Source organism: Veillonella sp. (assembly GCF_041333735.1).
Lineage (GTDB): Bacteria > Bacillota > Negativicutes > Veillonellales > Veillonellaceae > Veillonella.
This window is the reverse complement of sequence record NZ_JBGKFB010000001.1, coordinates 1,247,058-1,264,276: the sequence shown is the minus strand read 5'-3', so window position 1 is coordinate 1,264,276 and position 17,219 is coordinate 1,247,058. Positions and strand designations below refer to the sequence as shown.

Sequence of the window (17,219 nt, the reverse complement as noted above, 5' to 3'; positions counted from 1 at the left end):
TCTCCTTTTATCGCTTATTACCAAAGATGCGCAATAAGGATAAGAATAAGTTAATGAAATCTAAATATAGGCTCAAAGCACCTGTGATTTCAATGCGGTCTAAAATTGTTTCATCCTCCATAAGAGCTACTTGTGTCACATTATTTTTAATGCGGTTCACATCGATAGCCGTAAAGATGGAGAATACTACAACCCCTACATAGCCTAAAACTAGACTCACAGTATCACTAAAGCCACTGAGTACAGCCCAGTTAAAGTAGCGAGCTGCCATCATCACCAAGGATACAATGATCATGCCCAGCAAAGCAGCCATTACATACGGTGTAAGGGATGATAAATTACGTTTTGTAGTAGCCCCTACCACTGCAAAGCCAATGAAGAAGGCCAATGTGCCGATTAACGCAGGGATGACTACTTCAAATACATTGTATCGCAAGGATACGAGCGTCAATGTAAGACCATTCAACGCACTATATAAGAAAAACATACCTCTCAATGTCATAACATTAGCAGTATACGCACGCGCGCTGAATAGGAATACTACGCCAAGCTCAACTAATAGGATAATATTAAAGTTTTGGTACGCAAAACGTAACCAATTAGGATTTGCCAATGCCGCTATACCAACGCCAATAGTCGTAAGTAAGCCTACCACCATCCACAAAAAAGAGCCTTTTAATCGTTGGGATACGATACTTTCAACCTGTGCAACCTCAGTTGCAGTAGGTCCTGTTACATTATATGGATTCATATTATCCCTCCTTATTTAATTATCACTCATAGAGATTATCGAGCATTTGCAATGCCTGCAAACACCTTGCCACGTTCACCGTCGATTGTTACTTCTTGACCTTCTAAAAGTACTTCATGAGCATTTTTAGCACCTAAAATAACTGGAATACCATAGGTAATGCCCGCAATAGCACTATCGGATGTATACCCATCCTCTACAGCAATAATACCACCTGCACGTTTAGCAACAGTCATCAATTCAGGCTCCATTGTGCCTACCACAAGGATGTCGCCGTCTTTGAAGCTTTCATAATTGCCCTTATGATTAGCAGCAATGAATACAGTACCGGTAACGGATTTACGCAAAATACCATTACCAGATAAGAGTACTTGACCAGCAATATGAACACGAATCATATTTGTAGTCCCTGTGGCACCAGATGGTACACCAGCTGTAACAACTACAAGATCACCAGACTCGATAGCACCTGTACCCAAAGCACCTGTAATAGCTTGTTTAACCATTTCATCAGAGTTAACGATTTCATGGCCTTTAATAGCCTCTACGCCCCAGCATAATTGCATGCGGCGAATTGTTTCTTCATGCGGTGTTACAGCAATAATTTTGCAAGCCGGACGATGCCGAGCAGTGCTAATCGCCGTATGACCAGATTCAGTACATGTCAAAATAGCAGCAGCCCCAAGGTTTTGAGCGATGCGCACACTTGCTAAACATACAGCACTGGTAGTGGTCATATCCACATCTTGACGAGCACGATTTTTACTATCGTAAATAGCAGCTTGTTCTGTTACCTCAGCAATGCGAGTCATAGTCGTAACCGCCTCTACTGGGTAAGCACCATTTGCTGTTTCACCAGACAACATGATCGCATCCGTACCATCCAAGATGGCATTGGCTACGTCACTTGCTTCTGCCCGTGTAGGACGTGGATTTTGAATCATGGACTCCAGCATTTGGGTTGCCGTAATAACTGGTTTACCCAAGTCATTACATTTTTCAATCATCATTTTTTGAAGTACTGGTACCTCTTCGGCAGGGATTTCTACACCGAGGTCACCGCGAGCAACCATGAGGCCGTCCGCTACTTCCAAAATTTCATCGATATTTTTAACGCCTTCAGCATTTTCAATTTTTGCAATAATCTTGATATCTTTTTTCTCAGACTCAAGAATGCGACGAATGGCTACAATGTCCTTACCGCGTTGCATGAAGGATGCTGCTACAAAGTCCACACCTTGTTGACAGCCAAAGCGTAAGTCCGCTTCGTCTTGTTCAGATACAGGTGGCAAGCTAAGTGCTACACCTGGCACTGCTACGCGTTTACGGTTACCGATTTCACCGCTATTTTGAACTGTGGTAATAATATTATTACCTTCGATAGCATCGATAGTAAGGGTTACAAGGCCATCGGCCAATAAAATTTTGTCCCCTACGGACACATCCCCTACAAGACCTTTGTGGTTAACAGAGCTAATCTCTTTTGTGCCTTCCACATCATCTGTAGTCAACGTGAATTGTTGACCTGCTTCGAGAAACACTTTTCCCTCTTTAAATAGACCAAGGCGTACCTCTGGGCCTTTTGTATCAAGCAATAAAGCGATTGGTTTATTTACAATCATCGCCGCATCACGCACCATTTGCATGCGCTCGGCTTGCTCTTCATGAGATCCGTGAGAGAAATTGAAACGAGCTACGTTCATGCCAGCTCGCATCATATCTTCTAAGATACCAAATTTATCCGTTCCCGGACCTACAGTACATACGATTTTTGTACGTTTCATTGTTCCTCCTATGAAAACCATCCCTTTTGGATGTTCATATATTATATCAATGTTGGTAAAAGCTATCTGTGCCCTACGCAACATGTGTTATTAAGTAGTGAATATATTTATTACTACCTTAACCTTTATTGAGATTCTTATGCATATATTATTGTACCTCTACGGAGCCATCGCCTAGAATAGCTTCAATAGCATTGATGGATTCATCACTAGGGTCAAAGCACATATTCGGTGGCAAGTTAATGCGTTTCCGTTGTCGGTGCAAGTATAACGACGTTGGCACAGAGCCTGCGGTGTTCGTTAATACCCGTTTTAAGGCTTCACTATTTTCTGGCGTGTCATATTGGCTATAAATATGAATAGCTACATGTTTAGCCTGACTATAGTTTACCTTTAATGGCGTAATGCGGTCTGCAATAATTTGCACACCCTTTTCATCCGCATCAACGCAGCCTTTTACCTTAACGATCATATCGACAGCCAAGAACTGTTGGCTTTGACTAAAGACCTTTGGGAATGCCACCACATTGGCTGCACCAGAGTAATCTTCGATGCGAAGAATAGACATAACCTCGTTTCGTCTCGTCATACGGTCCGTCTTATTTTCAATCAAACCGCCAAAGGTAATTGTTTGGCCGTCGTATTGCTCTGGATTTTCTACGAGAGCACCTAATTCAAAGAGGCCCTCTAATTCCTTAGCATAGCCTCGTAATGGATGGCCTGTGATGTAAAAGCCTGTATATTCCTTCTCATCCTTCAATTTATCGTCCTCCGATAAATCCTCCACATTAGGTACAGGGATGAAATCTACAGACTCCTCTATATCGCCAAAGAGACTCATGGTCCCCATAGCGGCATCCTTTTGCTCTTTAGCGCCAACAGCTTGGGCGCTTTCATACATATGCAACAATTGATTTCTGTTTTCCTTGAAACCATCCATGGCACCGCACCGAATGAGACTTTCAAGAAGTCGTTTATTAACCACCTTATTATCTACACGTTTGCAGAAGTCCACAATATCCGTGTAAAGACCGTGCTCATTGCGCTCAGTAATCAAGCGATCGATGGCATTGTCCCCTACATTCTTGATGCCCCCAAGGCCGAAACGAATAGCATCACCTTGTACGGCAAAGCTGCGTTCAGAATAGTTAATATCTGGGCCAAGCACCTTAACATTGTGCTTCTTGCAGGCATTGATGTAGTAGGTCAATTTTTGCATGTTCTGCATAAAGCTAGTCATAGTAGCGGCCATGAATTCAGGGAAATAGTGGGCTTTCAAATACGCCGTTTGGTACGCAATGTACGCATAGGCCGCACTATGTGATTTATTAAAGCCATAGCCCGCGAAGTATACGAGCAAGTCAAATACTTCGTTCGCAATGGACTCTTCTATACCATTATTAATAGAACCTTGAATAAAGGATTCGCGCTGAGCCTTTAGAACGGATTCCTTTTTCTTACCCATGGCGCGGCGCATTAAGTCCGCTTGACCAAGGGAGAATCCGCCCATGGCGGATGCAATCTGCATAACCTGTTCTTGGTACAAGATTACACCAAAGGTATCTTTCAAAATCGGTTCCAAGATAGGATGTAAATAGGTAACCTCTTTTTTACCGTGACGACGGTCGATAAAGTCCGCTACCATGCCAGAGCCCAATGGGCCTGGACGGTACAAGGCTACCAATGGAATTAAGTCTTCAAAATGTTCAGGCTTAAGATCCATAACGAGCTTAGTAATACCTTCTGATTCGAGCTGGAATACACCAGATGTATCACCCTTTGTGAGGATATCACAAGCCGCCTTGTCGTCTAGTGGAATAGCATCTAAATCGAGGTCAATACCACGGTTCGCCTTGATGAGCTTTAAGGCATCCCCCATAACCGTTAAGGTACGGAGACCCAAGAAGTCCATCTTTAATAGGCCTAATTCCTCGATATTATCCTTATCGTACTGCGTTACAAAGCCTTCTTCATTGGCATTTTGTACTGGTACGTGGTCATCTAGAGGGTCTGCAGAAATTACGACGCCCGCTGCATGAGTGGACGAATTGCGCGCAATCCCTTCTAGTTTTTTACCAAAATCAAATAACTCTTTAACGTTTGGATCAGCTTCGTATAAAGCTTTTAACTCTTTACCTTGCAGTGCCTTATCTAAGGTAATCCCTAGTTCGTTGGGAATCATCTTAGCAATGCGGTTTACTTCCGCTAGAGGCAAGTCGAGCACGCGACCTACGTCTCGAATAACCGCACGAGCCGCCTCTGTACCGAAGGTAATAATCTGAGACACACGAGCTTGACCGTATTTTCGCGTCACATATTCGATGGCTTGACCACGCTTTTCGTAGCAGAAGTCAATATCGATATCAGGCATGCTTACCCGCTCTGGATTTAAGAACCGTTCAAAGAGCAAATCGTACTTTAATGGATCAAGGCCTGTAATGCCAAGTAAATACGCAACTACAGAACCTGCTGCCGAACCACGACCAGGACCTACTAAGATGTCGTGCTCACGGGCATAGCGTACATAGTCCCATACGATGAGGAAGTAATCCTCAAAGCCCATGGTACCAATTACATCTAACTCGTAGTCTAAACGTTTTTGTAATTCTTCGGATGTTTCCCCATAAAGGCGAGGAATTTCTCGTTCACAAACCTTACGTAAATAGGTCTTAGACGTTTCCCCTTCTGGCACATCAAAGTGCGGCAAATGATGTTCGTCAAAATTAAACTCTACATTACAGCGATCTGCAATTTTTAAGGTATTTTCGATGGCCCCTGGAATATGTCCAAATAGCTCCGTCATCTCATCCCCAGATTTTAGATAGAACTCATCATTCGGGAATTTTAAGCGATCTACCTCAGCACGACGTCGGCCTGTCGAAATACATACCTTAATATCCTGCGCATCTGCATCCTCTTTTAAAACATAGTGGAAGTCATTAGATGCTACGATGCCAAGACCGTATTCCTTGCTGAGCTTAATGATCTCCTCTTGAGCCTTTGCCTCCTCTGGCAAGCCATGATTTTGGATTTCTAAGAAGAAATTATCCTTGCCGTACGTCTCGATATACCATTCAATGGATCGCTTCGCGCCTTCCATATTATCTTGCAAAATATACTGAGGAATCTCCCCTTGAATACAAGCACTGAGGGCAATTATGCCCTTGCTGTATTGTCGCAATAAATCACGGTCAGCACGTGGCTTATAATTAAACCCTTCAGTAGAGGCTTTCGACACGATTTTTACGAGATTACGATACCCTTCCATGGTCTCCGCTAATAGAATAAGATGTTTTAATCGTTCACGGCTGCGACCTTCCTGCTTATCAAGACGGCTACCTTCTGTGACATATACTTCACACCCAATAATCGGTTTAACGCCTTGGGCCATACATTCCTTATAAAAATAAATGGCTGCGTACATATTGCCGTGGTCTGTAATGGCAAGGGCTGGCTGATTTAACTCCTTCGCACGACGTACCATGTCAGGCAAACGACTGATACCGTCTAGCAAACTAAACTCTGTATGACTATGTAAATGTACAAATGGCTGCATGGTACACCTCCTTTAAGGGCGATGAGCAAAATACACGTTCAATGACTTCTTACGAGCTTTCCAATCTGGCAAAAACTGTGCCACTAGATTGTGAAAGTTCTTAGAATGGTCTAAATATTTAAAATGAGCAAACTCATGAATCATAACGTACTCAATATACGCCTGTGGCCCCTCTAATAAACGGGTGTTCATCTTTATGAGCTGCTTAGCTGGCGTACAAGAACCCCAACGACTCTTCATACGCTGCTGTTTTATGATTGGCATAGGCACATCAATACCTTGCTTGTGGTAGCGTTGATACACGACCTTTGCCCAATGAACAAAGACCTTCTCCCCTAAATTACGCCAATAACTTTGCATTAATTTATGCTTAGCCTCAAAGGTCGTACCACGAGGTACCACCATAGTAAGGATGGCTTTTCCGTCAAAGCCAATATGAGGCTTTCCGTCCTGCTCAACTAGGCGCAACGTAACAGGAATGCCGAGGATTGATAAACTTTCACCATTCACATACTGCAACGCATCGACGCGCTTGGCATTCAATGCATCAATCTTGTAACGAGCTCGCTCAATGAATGGCATATTCTCAATAACAAACTTGTCCACCCTATAATCCGGCACATAGGCATTCGCCGACACATGGATCACACCATCCTTTGTAATGCGCATGTTCATGTTCTTCACACGCTTGATGGTTAACTCATATTCAATTCTGTCGCCATTATAGGTAATAGACCTAGTTGTTGAAGTATTCATACCTTTTATTTTATCATAAAACACTCATAAAATCGTAAAATTCTAGTAATTTTAATAGGAATTATTCGATATAGATAACATAATAAAATAACAGATAGCTGATTAAACATAATCAACTATCTGCAGTTTGATTTAATATTATTACATTCTAAGGTTGACTGATGACTAGCAACTCCCAATTCCCATCATATGGTCCGGTATAAAGTAAATCTCCACCAAATTGTGCAAAGCCAAATTGATAAGAAGTTATCCTTGAATCAGATACTTTACCTATCATCTTATTGCCTGTAATAGCTTGTAATGGAGGAATAATTAACTCAACAGTCTTCTCTTCTGAAAGATTTGATTTAAAGTGGATATGATTCCCCCACCCACCACCTTTCATACGTCCACCTTCACCTATTTCAGTAATCTCTAGTTGGTCATTATTTTGGATTATATCTTTAGCAACCGTAATAAAGTTATTTACTCGTTCACGATGAAATGGTCGTTGCATAGAATCTCTAATATTGATAGTTACAAAAAGAATAGCAACACATACTAAAAATATTAATAACAATTTTTTTCTCATATAACGCCTTTTTTATATTAAAGTATATAAATAAAATAGCCCTTAACAATAAATACTTAAAGACCTAACTATATTGTTAGAACTTGGAGTCTAAAATTATACTGCTATTAAAAAGAAATTCGGCTACCTTGTGATTTAAACCTTCCAGGTGCTTCTGACAATTTCTTATACATATCAAATGTTTCAGATGGACCTAAACTTTCAATAGGTTGTAAGATCATCTTATCACCGTAATACTGTTGTTGTAATCTAGTAAAATTACTTATAGTTTCAACATCTTCTAGATTTAAATAATATACGATAATTGTATTGCTCTCTTGATTGATAATAACATAGACATCATCATTCATCGCATAAATTTTATCATTAATAATATCCATCGAAATACCTTTATTAATGAGATATACACTGTAAGCCTTATCAAAAATTGTATTGTATCTGCTATCAACTACATACCGATACTGTAAATCATGATATAACCAACCCCCACCTATAAAGAGAAATAGACCAAATATACCTACCAATATCCTGGATAGCTGCAGTAAACTCTTAAAAAAATCTATTATTTTATTCATATTTATATAATTGTAATATTTCTCCATAAGCTCACTATAATATAACAATCTGCAAAAGCTTTTATCCCTAATAATGAATTATAAATGCAATATTTCTAACCAATTATTACGTGCTAACACTACAATATATCCATCATTCTCTGAATACTTTGTTACATATACTCTATACGATTCATTTTCATATACATAACGAGACGCAGTCTGATCAATTAAAGTCCATTCTCCATTTAAGGGCTTTATTGATTTTATATCTTTATGTAGTGAATCCTTCTTTATGTTTATTGATACTCCTATAGATAATAGATTTCTTCTGTTCGAATCATATACATCTCCATCAATTATATAGTGATCTCTCGGGAAAGCTGCATTTAAAGCTTGTGTTAGTTCCATTCTAGACTGCTCAACAGTATCATTAAACAAAAACCTATAGCCTAATCCACAAATTAGCCATACGAAAAAACAGCCTATAAATGTATACCAAACAACAGAATAAATTGTTTTAAATTTCATCCCTCAAAGTCCTTTATACTGCCTATATACTAGATTTATTTAGTAGAGTTGCTAACAAACTAGCCACCAAGTAAAAACAGCGAAAAATATTTCCTAATATGCTAATTATTAGTATTATCTTTTTCCTCAACTACTAATCAACCCCTGCTTCCATTTGGAGTTCTATTTATGCATTAGTTGTTGAGATAGTACAATTTTGCTACCCATAATTAATTTCTTTTTTGTAATATTAAAGTCACTTTATCAGAGCCTCGTTCTTTAAATAGTTCGAGATAAATATTAGTATCATAATCATGTCCAACAATACGATTTTTGTTGATTTCATTCCAGCCTATATTTTGTTTTGAAAGTTCTCCTTTAACATCTCCAATTGTAAGAGAGTCGTACGTAATTTCAAGATTATTATTTTGAGCATTTCTACCAGATGTATAATACTTTTCATTTACTTTTTTCGAGGATATGCTTTCTAATTTTTGCTCATATAATTGAAGGCTTTTCATTTGTTCAGGTCTATTAATATACGCATGTAAAAAAGTAAGCCCCATTAGTAGAAATACAAATAAAGCAAAACCGACATAAAACTTAACTGCAAAAGGCAAACTACTCAATTTAAAATAACTTTTATTCATATTCCACCACTAATCTTAATTTTCATTATTATAAAATAAGTAAATAGGGATAATAAAGATGTAATTCTATTTAATATTTTATTATGAATTATTGTTAACTTTAATGCTAATTAAATGTTACCAACTCCAGATTCCAAGAAAGATTAAAAGGATACTCTGTCCTACAGACACAGCAATTCGACCTTTTCCTATAATACTAATGCCATAGCTTTTTCCTTCCTTGCACATAAAATATTCATTGAGATTTTGCTTTAGTGCAAACATTTCCCACAAAAGAAGAACCGCAAGTATTAACGAAAAAATAGAAAAGCTATGTAAAATCGTCCCACCGAAAATAACCATTAATTCAATCATCAATAATTGACCTAATTGTATCATTGTAAGAACAAGGCTTCTCTTAACATTTGCGCCTGCAATAGTTATTGTATTATTTCGTATAATATATATTGCATACATAGCTAGTAAAATACTACATAAGATACGCCCAGCGTTCATAATCTCTTCTAACTCCACTAATACATTTCTGAATAACTTTACCTATATAACTATTCATTAATTATTACGATTAGCACATAACTAATAGTATGGATTCCATTTGTAAAAGTTAGTAATAATATACAATCATAAATTCATTCATGTTAATAGGTTTTACAGATAATTTTAATACGTCTCCACTAGTTTCTTTTTTAAATGTATTAGCCTCTATTTGTTGCCATCCATTTAAAGCTAAAGATTTTTCTATTGTATCCATATTACTATTACTTACTGCATCAACAATAAAATAAGGTCTAACACTACCAATTTCATATTTAAAAGGATAGATGGCATTGATAGTAAAATGCTCACGATGATCAAAACTTTTATATTCATTCCAAATAAGAGCTTGTCTACCAGAATAAATGGATTCCAATGTATTATCTATTTTCTCTAATACAAGAGCACCACTAAATGAGCCTATGATTATTCCTACTACAAATATAATTATTTTTAATTTATTAATAACAACCCTATCGAAAACCATCTTTATCAATCCACCATTTTATATTTAATTCGTATAAAGTCTTCTTTCAACTGGACTCTAATGCTATTGGTATTAAGACCTGCACTAATTTTGTCCTTATTATCATTTATATCAGCTAAGAATCTACTCTGATTATACTTTGCCTTAAAGTCAGTATAGTCAGAATTCTTCACCATAAACTTATCACCAATGCGAATCCAGTTTATCTCATCAATCAAATCCTCTTTGTAGAGAGAATATCCATATCTGATTAATGCAGAAGAATTGTCATTATAATGATAATATCGAGTAGTGATACCAACAATTATAATTAGTATAAAGGCTACTACAATACCACCAAACATATATTTAAATAAATTTGCCCCAAGTTCTTTCAATAAACTTATTCGCATATATCTTTATTACATCCTTACCCTTCTATAATATAATCTTCCATTATACCTATCAAAATCTCTACTAATATACCAATCTCTATTATCCCCATAAGTAGTACCTTTGTGTTGCAATACACCAAACGGTGTTCTTTTAATTAGCATAGCATGCCCGCTCGGACCATTATAAACCTCTAATGGTTCTTGTGGATGATTATACCAATATTGATAAATTATTCGATTATAATCTGAATCCCATATTTAAGCATCATTTATATTTCCCACATAATCTGTATACGCACCTGTTGCCTCAATTCCATAATGAGTTGTAGATACACCAACATCATAATGAACCGTATCTGCAATATTACCTATAATATAAAGAATTACTCCTATTAAAAGCAAAACTATTCCAATATTCATATTCCCCCATTATTTATCTATTTCATTCTAATCAAGCTCGTTCTCTCTATCCTCATCAGCTCTTTGCTAAGTATTATATTTGGCTAAGAGGTTAAGCCTTTCTTCAGTAGACATAACCCCGCTACTGGATGCATTATCAACCATACATGCTATCAATTCATCAATAATGTCATGTTCAATTGGCTTAGAAACTTTTATATTCTTAAAGGCTTAGACCATAATGCATTAATATCACAAGTATCAACATAAACAATATAAATAGCCGTGGAGAAATTCTATATTTAATTAATAGTTTACTCTCTTTCACCCCAGAAAACTGTGGAAACAAAAATAAAAAAATTAATATTACACACACCAAGAAAAAAGAATAACCTTCTTCAAAGAGCAATCTTTCTATTACATTCATAATTCCGTCCTAAACAAATAAAATAAATCATCTTATTTATTGTCAAAAACAAATTCCACTATAAACAGACCGATAAGCATGAGGATTGCAATAATTCGTGTTAGAGTAGATTCAATAGAACCTGGACGCTTAAAGTCACCATTAAAATGAATCCCTGTATATTGAGGAAATATTATTGCCCATAACAAGATCAAAGTCGCAATCAACCAAGAGTCAACATTTTTATTAATAAAATCTATAATTTCATCTATAAAATACATTCTTATCTCCCTATATTAAATTTAATAGACCACATTAACTCATCTTGATCACTTCTATATTTCAATTATATATTAAACCAACTTATATCACCAACTGATATTTTAATATTGTTATCTTTAATTTATTTTTATAGTTAACCTAAAAAATCTCAAAGCGTTAGCACAGGCATTTACAATATAGTAATACAAAAGCACCATCTACCTAGGTCCGATTTATGTGTCGTTTCCCATTAAGATAGATGGTGCTTTTAAATCACTCTAATTCAGTTGTTCAAATAAACATGTTCCACTCAATCTATAATTTAGTATATTAACCTACTTTATATTTCGTCGTGCCGCTAAGCTACCAGCGCTGTTAGCTAGGCCCGCTCGATTGATATGTGGGTTCCCATGTTTGTACGTTTTTGGCTTGCTACTTTTATCTTCTACCTTTGATTTCTCAAATTTAGTAAATAGATTATCTAGCTCGCGCAAGAGCGCACGTTTTTGTGAGTCTTTCAACTCGAATACTTCACCTTTATAGGCGATGTATTTATTTTTGAGTACAGGACTGAGATCATAGATGGGCTCGTGTTGTTCTCCATTTACATCTAACAGCTCATCCAAGGTCAATCCATAATAGCGAGACAGGGCACAGAGTGTATCTAAATCTGGTTCGCGATACCCTGTTTCGTAATTTGAAAGCGCCGCATTACTGATACCTACGGCCTTTGCTACTTCGATTTGGCTTTTGCCCATGCGCACGCGAGCACGCTTTAAGTTCTTGTAAAACTGCATGTTCATCACCTACATCGATACATAAACAACTACAAACTATATGCTTTCATAATAGTGAATTACTGATTTTATAATAATGTATCACTAATTTTTTAATGTATCACCGATTTTTTTGAAAGCTTCATCAGCTACGGCCAATGTACGTTCGATTTCACTGCTCTTATGGCAGATAGATACGAAGTTACTTTCATAAGGGCTTGGCGCATAGTAGATACCATGGCTCAAGTTATGATGGAAGAACATTTTGAATTGTTCTTCATTACAAGCTGCTGCATCATCGAAGTTTTTAACTGGTTTATCAGTGAAGAAGATGGTGAACATGGAGCCTACCCGTTGCACTACAACAGGCACATTGTATTGAGCTGCCAAACGTTCAAAACCTTCACAAAGAGCTATGGTTGCATCTTCAACTTGTTTAAAAATTGTTGGGTCTCGTTGCAAAATGGAAAGCGTTGCAAGACCAGAGGTAACAGCAATAGGGTTACCGCTTAATGTACCGGCTTGGTAAATAGGACCAGCTGGTGCAATTTGGTTCATAATCTCACGAGCACCGCCAAATACAGCAAGTGGCATACCACCGCCAACGATTTTACCTAAACATGTAAGATCAGGTTTGATGTTATAACGTTTTTGAGCACCGCCGCTGCTAGCGCGGAAGCCACACATAACTTCATCAAAGATCAATAATGCACCATGAGCCTTAGTTACTTCACGCAAGGTTTCAAGGAAGCCTGGTTCTGGAGGCACGCAGCCCATGTTGCCTGCTACAGGTTCTACGATAATCGCCGCAATAGTATCGCCGATGTCGTCGAATAATTTGCGAACTGCATCAGAGTCATTGTACGGCAAAGTTATGGTATTTTCTGCTACGCCTTGTGGAACGCCAGGGCTATCTGGCACACCAAAGGTAGCAAGGCCAGAGCCAGCTTTTACCAAAAGCGCATCACTATGCCCATGGTAACAGCCAACGAATTTTACGATACGATCGCGACCAGTATACCCACGAGCTACGCGCAAAGCACTCATAGTGGCCTCTGTACCAGAGTTAACGAGGCGGATAACCTCCATAGATGGCATAAAGGCTTGTACCTTCTTAGCCAATTCTGTTTCTAGTAGTGTAGGCGCACCATAACTAGTGCCGCGAGGAATTGCCTCTTGTAAGCTTGCAATAACTTCAGGGTTCGCATGGCCCAAAATCATAGGGCCCCAGCTCAACACATAGTCGATGTATTCGTTATTATCGATATCATAAATACGGCTACCGCTAGCACTGCTAATAAACGGAGGGTTAGAACCTACACTGCGGTAGGAACGAACAGGACTGTTTACGCCACCTGGCATATAACGTTTAGCCTCTTCAAAGGCTTTTTCAGATTTACCGAGTTGGAACATGGTTTCTCCTTACTTTTGTAACCATTTAGCAATATCTATAGCATGGTACGTAATGATGATTTTAGCACCGGCGCGCTTCATAGAAAGCATTGTTTCCATAACGAGGCGTTCTTCGTCGATAAGACCAGCTGCTGCAGCGGATTTAACCATCGCATATTCGCCAGATACATTGTATACCGCCACAGGTAATTCATAGCGGTCACGTGTTTCGCGAACGATATCCAAGTAGGACAATGCTGGTTTAATCATAATAATATCTGCACCTTCAGCGATGTCGAGTTCGATTTCTCTGAAAGCTTCCAAGCGATTTGCTGGGTCCATTTGATAGGATTTACGATCACCAAATTTAGGAGCAGAGTTAACGGCACCACGGAATGGACCATAGTAAGCGGATGCGTATTTTGCAGCATAGCTCATGATGGACACATTAGTATAACCTGCCGCATCAAGGGCTTCACGGATAGCACCTACACGGCCGTCCATCATATCGGATGGAGCCACCATATGAGCACCTGCTTCTGCTTGGCTTACCGCTACTTTACAAAGCAATGGCAATGTTTCATCATTTAAGATTTCATGATCATCAATCATGCCGCAATGGCCTGTTGTTGTGTATTGGCACAAGCAAACATCAGCTACCACCAATAGGTTTGGCACAGCTGCACGGATGGCTTTGATAGCTTGTTGTACAGGTTGGGACATATCCCATGCAGAGGAACCTTGTTCGTCCTTATATGTAGGAATACCGAAGATTTCTACCCCAAGAATACCAAGATCATATACCTCTTGAGCCATTTTTACAGCTTCATCAACGGATAAGTGGTATTGGCCTGGCAACGTATCGATTTCTTTTTTGATACCTTCACCAGGAACGATAAATAATGGATAAATTAAATCAGTTACGTCGAGTGTCGTTTCCCGTACCAAATCACGCATTTCTGGATTGATACGCAAGCGGCGAGGACGGTATGTTAAATCGTACATGTAATCCTCCTAAATGTCCTTAACAATAGCATTTACCAAGCCATCAGTTGTATATACATCGCTGATAACAGCTGGTTTAAGACCTGCACTCATAGCTGTAGCAGCTGTGATAGGTCCGATGCAAGCAATCTTTGTATTGCCTAATAATTTTAATGCATCATCGCCCAATAATTGGATTGTATTGGTTACTGTAGAGGAACTTGTAAACGTAATGTAGTCTACAGTACCTGCAGTTAATGCATTGACTAATGCTTCTTGTTGAGATGTATCTTGTGTCGTTTCATATAAACGCAAAATATCTACATCTATATCGTGATGACGCAAAGAGCGTGGAATTACGTCGCGCGCTACTTTTGGTTGGATGAGCAATACGGAGTCGCCTGCTTTAAGTTCTTCTTCAAGAGCCTTTACAGCAGATTCAGCTTTATAGTCTACAGGAATAATATCTGGAACAATGCCGTATTTTTGAAGTTCCCGAGCTGTAGCACAGCCAATAGCTGCTACTTTAGAATTACCTAATGCACGTGTATCCTTGCCCTCTTTGTAAAGAGCATCAAAGAAGTAACGAACTCCTTCGCCAGATGTGAATACAATGCATTGGTATTGTTTTGTATTATTGATGATACGACGATCTTCATCAAACAACTCCAATGGAGATGTTTTAATCGCTGCCGCTTCGACTACATTAGCACCTTGAGCTTCTAATTTTTCGCGGAATGCACTAGCTTGGGAGCGAGCGCGTGTAACTACAATAGTTTTACCGAATAACGGTTTATTATCGAACCATTGTAATTTTTCACGAAGGTTAACTACATCGCCTACTACGATGATAGCTGGCGCTTTTAGTTGTGCCTTTTCTACGTCTTCTACTACATGTTCAAGGGTAGATACGAGAACTTCTTGAACTGTTTTTGTACCCCAACGAACAAGCGCAACTGGTGTAGAAGCTGGGCGTCCATGAGCCATCAATTTTTCTGCAATGGTAGGTAAATTGCCAACACCCATTACAAAGCAAAGTGTATCAACCGCTGTAGCAAGGCCTTCCCAATGAATGCCAGATACTGCTTTAGTTGGATCCTCATGACCGGTTACAACCGCAAAGGATGTAGCCATAGCGCGTTGTGTTACAGGAATACCTGCATAAGCAGGTGCTGCGATTGGAGATGTTACGCCTGGTACGAATTCAAATGGTACACCAGCTTCCCCAAGAGCCATCGCCTCTTCACCACCGCGTCCAAATACGAGTGGATCACCGCCTTTTAAGCGCGCTACGATTTTTCCTTCTTTACCTTTTTGAACTAATAACTCGTTGATTTCCCATTGGTGCATTGTGTGATCTTTACATTGTTTACCAGCGTAGATCAACTCTGCATCTGGGCGAGCCCATTCTAACAAATGAGCATCTGCTAAATAGTCATATACAATTACATCTGCTTTTTCAATGCATTCGCGACCTTTTACAGTAATGAGTTTAACATCGCCAGGGCCTGCACCGATTAGATATACCATACCTGTCATTTTATGATTCCTTCCTCTATGAGAGCATCCACAATATGTTTGCCCCCTTCTTCATATAAGGCTTTTGCAAGGTTTTTACCAAGAATTTCAGCTTTCTTTGCTGGGCCAGAAATTTCTCCTTCGTACACAGTTTTACCGTCGAGGGATGCAATCATGGCCTTTAAGGTCAATTGACCTTTATTGATAGTACCATGTACCCCCATCGGCACTTGGCAACCACCATTTAACTGACGCAAGAAGCTGCGTTCCCCTTCAACAGCATAGCGTGTAGCTTCGTCGTTAATAGGAGCTAGCATTTCAAGCATTTCCGTATCGTCAGCACGACACTCGATAGCGAGTGCCCCTTGACCAACAGCAGGAATCATTTCATCCGCTTTAAATACTTGGGTAATTTGATCATCTAAGCCCAACCGTTTAAGACCGGCTTGTGCCAAGATAACGCCATCTAGTTTTTCTGTTTCAATCTTACTCAAACGAGTTTGTACATTACCGCGGATAACCTCGACCTTAAGGTCGGGACGGACATGTAATAATTGCGCTTGACGACGCAAGCTACTTGTACCGACGCGAGCACCTTCAGGCAATTTATCTAATGTTTTATACATGGGGCTCACAAGCGCATCGTAAGGCACTTCACGAGCAGAGATAGCACCAAGAGTTAGCCCTTTTGGCAACTCTGTAGGCATATCTTTCAAGCTATGTACGGCGATATCAATGTCGCCTTTGTGCATAGCTTCTTCTAATTCAGCTGTAAACAAACCTTTACCACCAACTTGAGCCAGTGGTTTTTCTAAGATACGGTCCCCCTTTGTATTGAAGTGAACTAGCTCGACCGTAATGTTTGGGTACAGACGTTGTAACTCTGCACTAATATGTTCAGCCTGCCATAGGGCAAGGGCACTTTTTCGCGTGCCGATTCGAATATGGTCTCTCAT

General features: G+C 39.1%; 18 protein-coding genes. All 18 read right to left on the bottom strand.

Annotation, left to right across the window (positions count from 1 at the left end):
- Nucleotides 1-7: 7 nt before the first annotated feature.
- The gene (locus tag ACDF53_RS05800) at nucleotides 8-751 is read right to left on the bottom strand and encodes a Bax inhibitor-1 family protein (RefSeq protein WP_370815712.1); all 744 of its coding nucleotides are present in this window, start codon (nucleotides 749-751) and stop codon (nucleotides 8-10) included.
- A gap of 35 nt (nucleotides 752-786) precedes the next feature.
- Entirely contained in the window at nucleotides 787-2,535 is a 1,749-nt protein-coding gene (gene pyk, locus ACDF53_RS05795) for a pyruvate kinase (protein WP_370815711.1), read from the bottom strand.
- Between the two features lie 148 nt (nucleotides 2,536-2,683).
- Nucleotides 2,684-6,091, bottom strand: coding sequence for a DNA polymerase III subunit alpha (locus tag ACDF53_RS05790; RefSeq protein ID WP_370815710.1), 3,408 nt, complete (start codon nucleotides 6,089-6,091; stop codon nucleotides 2,684-2,686).
- A 12-nt stretch (nucleotides 6,092-6,103) separates the two neighbouring features.
- Entirely contained in the window at nucleotides 6,104-6,871 is a 768-nt protein-coding gene (locus ACDF53_RS05785) for a M48 family metallopeptidase (protein ID WP_370815709.1), read from the bottom strand.
- A 124-nt stretch (nucleotides 6,872-6,995) separates the two neighbouring features.
- Entirely contained in the window at nucleotides 6,996-7,418 is a 423-nt protein-coding gene (locus ACDF53_RS05780) for a hypothetical protein (protein WP_370815708.1), read from the bottom strand.
- 107 nt (nucleotides 7,419-7,525) lie between these two features.
- On the bottom strand, nucleotides 7,526-7,798 hold the full coding sequence (locus ACDF53_RS05775; protein ID WP_370815707.1) for a hypothetical protein: 273 nt from the start codon (nucleotides 7,796-7,798) through the stop codon (nucleotides 7,526-7,528).
- Between the two features lie 273 nt (nucleotides 7,799-8,071).
- Nucleotides 8,072-8,503 carry a hypothetical protein gene (locus ACDF53_RS05770; protein ID WP_370815706.1) on the bottom strand — a complete coding sequence of 144 codons (432 nt, stop codon included), beginning with the start codon at nucleotides 8,501-8,503 and terminating at the stop codon, nucleotides 8,072-8,074.
- A 209-nt stretch (nucleotides 8,504-8,712) separates the two neighbouring features.
- On the bottom strand, nucleotides 8,713-9,132 hold the full coding sequence (locus ACDF53_RS05765; RefSeq protein WP_370815705.1) for a hypothetical protein: 420 nt from the start codon (nucleotides 9,130-9,132) through the stop codon (nucleotides 8,713-8,715).
- Nucleotides 9,133-9,249: 117 nt separating this feature from the next.
- Entirely contained in the window at nucleotides 9,250-9,627 is a 378-nt protein-coding gene (locus tag ACDF53_RS05760; RefSeq protein WP_370815704.1) for a hypothetical protein, read from the bottom strand.
- Nucleotides 9,628-9,736: 109 nt separating this feature from the next.
- Nucleotides 9,737-10,153, bottom strand: coding sequence for a hypothetical protein (locus ACDF53_RS05755; protein WP_370815703.1), 417 nt, complete (start codon nucleotides 10,151-10,153; stop codon nucleotides 9,737-9,739).
- A 5-nt stretch (nucleotides 10,154-10,158) separates the two neighbouring features.
- A complete protein-coding gene (locus tag ACDF53_RS05750; RefSeq protein WP_370815702.1) occupies nucleotides 10,159-10,545 on the bottom strand; it encodes a hypothetical protein in 387 nt (128 codons plus the stop codon).
- Nucleotides 10,546-10,785: 240 nt separating this feature from the next.
- Nucleotides 10,786-10,947 (bottom strand): hypothetical protein, encoded by a 162-nt coding sequence (locus ACDF53_RS05745; RefSeq protein WP_370815701.1) that lies wholly within the window; start codon nucleotides 10,945-10,947, stop codon nucleotides 10,786-10,788.
- A 438-nt stretch (nucleotides 10,948-11,385) separates the two neighbouring features.
- The gene (locus tag ACDF53_RS05740; protein ID WP_370815700.1) at nucleotides 11,386-11,613 is read right to left on the bottom strand and encodes a hypothetical protein; all 228 of its coding nucleotides are present in this window, start codon (nucleotides 11,611-11,613) and stop codon (nucleotides 11,386-11,388) included.
- A gap of 315 nt (nucleotides 11,614-11,928) precedes the next feature.
- Nucleotides 11,929-12,390 carry a helix-turn-helix domain-containing protein gene (locus ACDF53_RS05735; RefSeq protein WP_105097369.1) on the bottom strand — a complete coding sequence of 154 codons (462 nt, stop codon included), beginning with the start codon at nucleotides 12,388-12,390 and terminating at the stop codon, nucleotides 11,929-11,931.
- Between the two features lie 84 nt (nucleotides 12,391-12,474).
- The gene (gene hemL, locus ACDF53_RS05730; protein ID WP_370815699.1) at nucleotides 12,475-13,782 is read right to left on the bottom strand and encodes a glutamate-1-semialdehyde 2,1-aminomutase; all 1,308 of its coding nucleotides are present in this window, start codon (nucleotides 13,780-13,782) and stop codon (nucleotides 12,475-12,477) included.
- Nucleotides 13,783-13,791: 9 nt separating this feature from the next.
- Nucleotides 13,792-14,766 carry a porphobilinogen synthase gene (gene hemB, locus ACDF53_RS05725; RefSeq protein ID WP_039969007.1) on the bottom strand — a complete coding sequence of 325 codons (975 nt, stop codon included), beginning with the start codon at nucleotides 14,764-14,766 and terminating at the stop codon, nucleotides 13,792-13,794.
- A 9-nt stretch (nucleotides 14,767-14,775) separates the two neighbouring features.
- Complete coding sequence (gene cobA, locus ACDF53_RS05720; RefSeq protein ID WP_370815698.1) at nucleotides 14,776-16,284, bottom strand: uroporphyrinogen-III C-methyltransferase; 1,509 nt, start codon at nucleotides 16,282-16,284, stop codon at nucleotides 14,776-14,778.
- Nucleotides 16,281-17,219 (bottom strand): hydroxymethylbilane synthase, encoded by a 939-nt coding sequence (gene hemC / locus ACDF53_RS05715; protein ID WP_370815697.1) that lies wholly within the window; start codon nucleotides 17,217-17,219, stop codon nucleotides 16,281-16,283. The genes cobA and hemC overlap by 4 nt, the downstream gene beginning before the upstream one ends.

What these genes read in the sequence shown, in the direction of transcription:
- ACDF53_RS05745 (WP_370815701.1), bottom strand. Translation starts at nt 10,947, where the DNA reads ATGAATATTGGAATAGTTTTGCTTTTAATAGGAGTAATTCTTTATATT.
- ACDF53_RS05790 (WP_370815710.1), bottom strand. Translation starts at nt 6,091, where the DNA reads ATGCAGCCATTTGTACATTTACATAGTCATACAGAGTTTAGTTTGCTA.
- ACDF53_RS05775 (WP_370815707.1), bottom strand. Translation starts at nt 7,798, where the DNA reads ATGGATATTATTAATGATAAAATTTATGCGATGAATGATGATGTCTAT.
- ACDF53_RS05760 (WP_370815704.1), bottom strand. Translation starts at nt 9,627, where the DNA reads ATGAACGCTGGGCGTATCTTATGTAGTATTTTACTAGCTATGTATGCA.
- hemL (WP_370815699.1), bottom strand. Translation starts at nt 13,782, where the DNA reads ATGTTCCAACTCGGTAAATCTGAAAAAGCCTTTGAAGAGGCTAAACGT.
- ACDF53_RS05765 (WP_370815705.1), bottom strand. Translation starts at nt 9,132, where the DNA reads ATGAATAAAAGTTATTTTAAATTGAGTAGTTTGCCTTTTGCAGTTAAG.
- ACDF53_RS05755 (WP_370815703.1), bottom strand. Translation starts at nt 10,153, where the DNA reads ATGGTTTTCGATAGGGTTGTTATTAATAAATTAAAAATAATTATATTT.
- ACDF53_RS05740 (WP_370815700.1), bottom strand. Translation starts at nt 11,613, where the DNA reads ATGTATTTTATAGATGAAATTATAGATTTTATTAATAAAAATGTTGAC.
- hemC (WP_370815697.1), bottom strand. Translation starts at nt 17,219, where the DNA reads ATGAGAGACCATATTCGAATCGGCACGCGAAAAAGTGCCCTTGCCCTA.
- hemB (WP_039969007.1), bottom strand. Translation starts at nt 14,766, where the DNA reads ATGTACGATTTAACATACCGTCCTCGCCGCTTGCGTATCAATCCAGAA.
- ACDF53_RS05750 (WP_370815702.1), bottom strand. Translation starts at nt 10,545, where the DNA reads ATGCGAATAAGTTTATTGAAAGAACTTGGGGCAAATTTATTTAAATAT.
- ACDF53_RS05770 (WP_370815706.1), bottom strand. Translation starts at nt 8,503, where the DNA reads ATGAAATTTAAAACAATTTATTCTGTTGTTTGGTATACATTTATAGGC.
- pyk (WP_370815711.1), bottom strand. Translation starts at nt 2,535, where the DNA reads ATGAAACGTACAAAAATCGTATGTACTGTAGGTCCGGGAACGGATAAA.
- cobA (WP_370815698.1), bottom strand. Translation starts at nt 16,284, where the DNA reads ATGACAGGTATGGTATATCTAATCGGTGCAGGCCCTGGCGATGTTAAA.
- ACDF53_RS05735 (WP_105097369.1), bottom strand. Translation starts at nt 12,390, where the DNA reads ATGCAGTTTTACAAGAACTTAAAGCGTGCTCGCGTGCGCATGGGCAAA.
- ACDF53_RS05780 (WP_370815708.1), bottom strand. Translation starts at nt 7,418, where the DNA reads ATGAGAAAAAAATTGTTATTAATATTTTTAGTATGTGTTGCTATTCTT.
- ACDF53_RS05800 (WP_370815712.1), bottom strand. Translation starts at nt 751, where the DNA reads ATGAATCCATATAATGTAACAGGACCTACTGCAACTGAGGTTGCACAG.